The following is a 1,370-nucleotide window of genomic DNA, read 5'->3' as shown; positions in this document are numbered from 1 at the left end:
TTGTATTATACTGAAATAGGTTGACTTTTTTTCGGTTGTTTTTTTATAAATCGATTTTTGATTTTAAATAGTAAGCTCAGGTAAATTTACATTATTTTTCCGATAGGATTTGTATTTAATATTTGGATTCAAATGTACTTCTGCTGGTTTTCTTAGATTCAGGCTAAAATGAGTTCTTAGGTTGTTATAAATATATACGGCTTGCTGAGTCATTTTTTGAGCCAGATCAGTGTTCTTAATGGTTTGTTTTAAGCCGTATTCGTGTTTTAGTGTTCTGTTAATGCGTTCAGCGACCGCGTTTTCGTAAGGGTCATATTGTTCTGTCATACTCATCGTGATATTATTGTCTTCTGCAAACTGCGTGTATTTAGGATTGCAGTACTGGAAGCCTCTGTCGGAATGGTGTATAAGCTTTTTATTAGGGTATTTCCTGTTTTTAATGGCCATATCGAGCGCTTTTTTGCAAAGAGATGTTCTCATATGGTTATCGAGATTATATCCCATAATTTGCTTGGAATAGGCATCTGTAACTAAAGCAAGATAGTTGTGTCCGTTTTCAGTTTTAATATAGGTGATATCACTAACCCATAATTGTTCTGGTCGAGTAGGGACGTGGTCTTTGACCAGGTTCTTATATTTTTTGTACATATGGTTAGAGTTAGTAGTAGTGATGTAATTTTTAGTTTTGGGAACGAGAAGGTTATTGATCCTAAGGAATCTATAGAATTTATCTCTACCGATCTTAATATCAGCTTTTATGAAGTCTTGTTTTAGTTCTGCATAGAGTTTAATACCACCCGTTTTAGAGCCTACTTTTTTACGGTAGCCTTTAACCATTTTTATAAGTTTTTGCTGGTCTATTTCTTTTTTTTGTTGTGCTTTGAGTCTTTTGTAAAAGGCTTGTTTAGATATCCCAAAACATCCATAGAGCCATTTTCTTTTATACGGGCTTTTTTCTTTAGCTCTATCTCTTTTGCTAATGTTTTGGGCAATGACTTTTTTGACATATCGACTCCTGTAATGAGTTCCATATCCGCGATAATGTCCTGTTGGAAGTCTTTCTGGAACTCCAGTTCCTCAATACGCTCTTTAAGCTTTTTGATTTCATCGTTCTTGCTCATACCCTTGTTTTGTTGCACTAAGGTACTGTATTTTCTTAACCAATAGGCAATTGTTGTTCTAGGGACATGATATTTTTTGGAAGCTTGGTTGTTAGAAATATGTCCGGTCAGGATTTGGTCGACGACCAAAAGTTTGGTTTCTAAGGTTACTTTCTGGTAGCTTTTTTTTCGCCAGTGTTCATTTTGTGATTTCATAAGTGACTGTAATTAATGGTTTAATTTTTAGTCAACCTATTTCAGGAAAGTTCA

2 protein-coding genes are annotated in these 1,370 nt (G+C 34.5%); both read right to left on the bottom strand.

Annotation, left to right across the window (positions count from 1 at the left end; all coding sequences use genetic code 11):
* Positions 1-63: 63 nt before the first annotated feature.
* Positions 64-912: an IS3 family transposase gene (locus HGB55_RS14970; RefSeq protein ID WP_371807830.1), complete on the bottom strand. Its 849-nt coding sequence runs from the start codon at positions 910-912 to the stop codon at positions 64-66.
* Positions 858-1,316, bottom strand: a complete 459-nt coding sequence (locus HGB55_RS14965; RefSeq protein ID WP_211047411.1) for a helix-turn-helix domain-containing protein — start codon at positions 1,314-1,316, stop codon at positions 858-860. Before HGB55_RS14965 ends, HGB55_RS14970 begins: the two co-directional genes overlap by 55 nt.
* Between the last annotated feature and the right edge of the window lie 54 nt (positions 1,317-1,370).

The organism is Lutibacter sp. B1 (genome assembly GCF_012524075.1).
Lineage (GTDB): Bacteria > Bacteroidota > Bacteroidia > Flavobacteriales > Flavobacteriaceae > Lutibacter.
Note: the sequence above shows the minus strand (reverse complement) of the source record. Positions and strands in the feature narration are given on the sequence as shown.

Coding starts and splice junctions, on each gene's coding strand:
- HGB55_RS14965 (WP_211047411.1), bottom strand. CDS start 1,316: ATGAAATCACAAAATGAACACTGGCGAAAAAAAAGCTACCAGAAAGTA.